Below are 3,752 nucleotides of genomic sequence, written 5' to 3'. Positions count from 1 at the left end.
TTTGACAATGAGCAAGATAGAAGATCCATGGCACTCCCGCCCCATAGACGTTCATAGGTGGTCTGAGCATCCTGAGGTGAAGGAGTTCGTGGGGAGGTATTAAGTCGCAATCCCGTGTTAGTGCGCTATTTACGAACAGCAAGTTACCCTGCAAGACTAAATATTGGAGAGAGCAATGAAGGGTATGGTTTTCGTAGAACTCTTCCGCATGGCTGAGACGGTCATGAGCGAAGACGAATTGGACGACATCATTGACAAGGCTGATCTCCAAAGCGACGGAGCATACACTTCAGTGGGGAATTACCCTTGTGGTGAACTAATCCAGCTCGTCGTAGCTATTGGCGAGAGGCTTGACGTGCCAATTGCAGCTTTACAGACCCAGTTTGGACACTGGATGTTCGATCGGTTTGTCAAAGGGTATCCAGAATTTTTCGAAGGTAAGAAAGACGCCTTTGAGATGCTGGAAGCCATTGACGGAGAAGTTCATGTCGAGGTGCGAAAACTTTATCCAGATGCAGAGTTGCCCGTTTTTCAGACTGAACGCTATGCTGAAGGTGAAGGTCTAAAAATGACCTACGCCTCGGATCGCCCTTTAAACCACTTCTGCCTAGGCCTGATTGAAGGCTGTATCGAACATTTTAAGAGCCCTGCCGACATCAAGATGCACGACATAACAAGTGACAATCGATGTCAGGCAGAATTCTTGATAGAAAGAACCAACTAGTGGCTATCGAAAAGCCCATTTCCAACAATCCACGTAGTCCGCGTTCCGACCGAGTTTCTAGGCGCCGGTACGATCGAGAAACGCGGGCACGGCAAGAAGCTGAGCAACTTTTAGAGGCAAAAAGTCGTGAACTTTATGACGCCAACCAGGCCTTACAAAAGCAAGCGGTCGGGCTGGAAGATGCGGTCGCGAAACGCACGACTGAACTAGAAGCAGCCCGGAATGAGGCTGAAACTGCTAATGCTGCTAAATCCATTTTTCTGGCAGCGATGAGCCACGAAATTCGTACCCCGCTAAACGGCGTTCTGGGTTTAGCAACTGCCCTGTCTGAAAGCGACCTGACAGCCGAACAACAGCAGATGCTCGGTTTGATTTCCGACAGTGGCAACCTTTTACTGTGCGTAATCAACGATATCTTAGATTTATCAAAAGTTGAGGCCGGTAAGTTGGAAATCGAGAATATTCCGGCATCTCTCAATGATTTTCTCGATAGTGTTTGCGCGCGCTTTGCCCCGATAGCCCGCGACAAAGGGCTAAGGTTCACATCACTTTATGGTGGCCTGTTGTCCTCCAACCAAGTGTGGGCCGAATTTGACCAAACTCGCTTGGGGCAGGTTCTTGGCAATCTTCTATCGAACGCGATAAAATTCACATCCAATGGGGCCGTTGCCTTTACTGCTAACGTTGTGATGTTAAAAACCGGAAAGCTTCAGGTGAACCTTATCATTCGCGATACTGGCATCGGAATTCCCGAAGACAAAAGCGAACGCATATTTCAACCGTTTGTGCAAGCTGATGAGAGCATCACTCGGAAATTTGGCGGCACTGGCCTGGGGTTAGTTATCGCACGCGATATTTGCAGAATGATGGGCGGAAGCCTGACGTTTTTGAGTGCAGATGGTGACGGGACCGAGTTCACCGCATCTATTCAATTGTCGCCGAGCAAAAAAGCCGCAAGAAACAAGGATCTTCAAACAGAAGATCACGAAGAAATCCTCAAGTATCGAAAGTGGCGCATCCTGATCGCTGAGGACAATAAGACCAATCAGTTGGTGCTCAAGCACATGCTCAAGCGTTTTGACCTCGAGTTAACAATGGTGACAGATGGCCAAAAAGCAGTATCGGCCTGGCGCACTCAGGAGGTTGACCTCATACTAATGGATGTCAATATGCCTGAAATGGATGGTGTCTCTTCCACTGAAGCAATTCGTGCCGAAGAAACAGCCAGCAATCAAAAACCGGTACCTATCCTTGGAATTTCGGCTAATGCAATGGTACATCAGGTTTCACGTTATTTAGAAAGCGGCATGACCGACCACGTCTCAAAACCAATTCGTAAACCTGAATTGATAAGAACCATGGCTTTGGCGCTAAGCCAGCAGACCAGAAGTTCCCAATAAAGCAACTGATCCGCTCAGGTCCCCTTAGCCTCGATGTGGAGAACGACTGACTGCTACTAGCTTAAACTGAAGCCTCAGTTACACGACCCTAGCAGATTTGGCCCAACCCCTTAACCTCAGACCACTAATCCAGTCCCTCCGGCCATGGTTCCTCGCCGTAAGGTCCAATACTCCGGCCAGTCTTAGCCATATATGCTAGCACCCTCTCTACGTATCCTTCGCAAGCTGGCTCTACACGTTCATGGGCAGCCCACTCTAGTTCGTGAATGTGTTTCTTCAGAGCTGCCTCATCAACAGGTTCGAACTCCTCACGTCCAGGAATATTCACAGAAGACTTCAGTGGGCGACCTACCACTGCTTCGGATGCATCTGCCATGACACGCCTTAGCTCGCCAACATGGTTACAGTCCACGATGTAGCTGTCATGAACAGACAGAACGGGAATGCCCTTCTTAGTGAAGTGGTTGTGGATGAAGGCCGTTATGTCGCTGTCCTTGCGCATTAGGCAGATGCCCTGATCGGTGAACAGATAGTCGCTCAGGCTGGGGTTCCTAGCCAGGATCGCTTCCAGCAGTTCATCTAGGTATTTATTCGTCATATTCTTGCCAGCATGACCTTCGGGGAATTCACCCCGAAATGCCTTGTAAGCGGATGATTTTTCCTTTGCGTTTATTGCAGTTAGCACCAGCTGCTTGGCCAATGTCCTGACTAATTTTGGTGGAAAGGATAGATTTTTATACTGGGGCAATAAATATGGGTCATGAGTAAGCTCTTTGCCTGCTTCAGCATACAGCATGGCAACGTGTAGACCTTGATAGTCAGCTTCGATCGTTGGCTCGGTATCAATAGTGATCTTGGCCCGCCAGATGCTGTTGATCTGCTGCCACCATCCACCATAGAACCGCCCATTCATGTCCCAGTTGCTACGGCTGAAAGTACGGTGTGTGCGACCTGAATTGAGCCTAACCTTTTTTGATTCACCAGACTTTGCGGTTTCAATGACTGGATCCTGTAGCGATGGAATGTCGATAAATGACCCAGTTATCAGCTTATTGTAGGCCTGAAGATCTTCTCGCATTCGGTTGGTGTCCGGCGAGTCCGCATACTCGATCTGTTTTTTACTATCGTCCTTCATGAAAATAACTTCTTCATTCTCGGCTCGACCTACATCATCACGCCCGAACTTGGCCTCAGCGAACCATTCCTGTAATCCCTCTGATGCCCTAATACGAGTTGTCCTATTTCCCCTGGCTCCCTCGCTGCCATGGCTGCCCTTGGCCAAGTCAATTAGACCAGCTTCGCACAAAGCATAGATAATCGGGATCATCTTTTTAGACAGGTGCAGAGCGTTGTACCGGGAGCCTGTTTTCCACGCATTTACGTCCAATTTCACCCCGATACAGAGCTCAGGATCATCCAGCCAAGCCACATACAGATCCAGGATCAACACCCTCAGCTGCTTACGGAACGCCATCTTAGGCTTCGGCCCAGACTTCCCCACCACTTCCGCAGGCAAGTACTTGTCCCAGATCCTCCCCACGAACTCCTTCACCTCAGGATGCTCAGACCACCTATGAACGTCTATGGGGCGGGAGTGCCATGGATCTTCTATCTTGCTCATTGTCAAA

Annotated in this window: 3 protein-coding genes; 2 read left to right on the top strand and 1 reads right to left on the bottom strand. The window is 49.1% G+C overall.

Annotation, left to right across the window (positions count from 1 at the left end; genetic code table 11):
- Window positions 1-175: 175 nt before the first annotated feature.
- Together DL239_RS21230 and DL239_RS21225 are read left to right on the top strand one after the other, a co-directional pair.
- Entirely contained in the window at window positions 176-724 is a 549-nt protein-coding gene (locus DL239_RS21230) for a heme NO-binding domain-containing protein (RefSeq protein WP_167686090.1), read from the top strand.
- Complete coding sequence (locus DL239_RS21225) at window positions 724-2,124, top strand: ATP-binding protein (protein ID WP_369410610.1); 1,401 nt, start codon at window positions 724-726, stop codon at window positions 2,122-2,124. Before DL239_RS21230 ends, DL239_RS21225 begins: the two co-directional genes overlap by 1 nt.
- A 124-nt stretch (window positions 2,125-2,248) precedes the next feature.
- Here DL239_RS21225 and DL239_RS21220 read toward each other — a convergent pair.
- The coding region (locus tag DL239_RS21220) for a hypothetical protein (protein WP_206188593.1) at window positions 2,249-3,752 on the bottom strand (1,504 nt) is incomplete at its 5' end.

It is taken from the genome of Parasedimentitalea denitrificans, from assembly GCF_011813015.1.
GTDB lineage: Bacteria > Pseudomonadota > Alphaproteobacteria > Rhodobacterales > Rhodobacteraceae > Parasedimentitalea > Parasedimentitalea denitrificans.
This window is presented reverse-complemented; position numbering and strand designations above follow the sequence as displayed.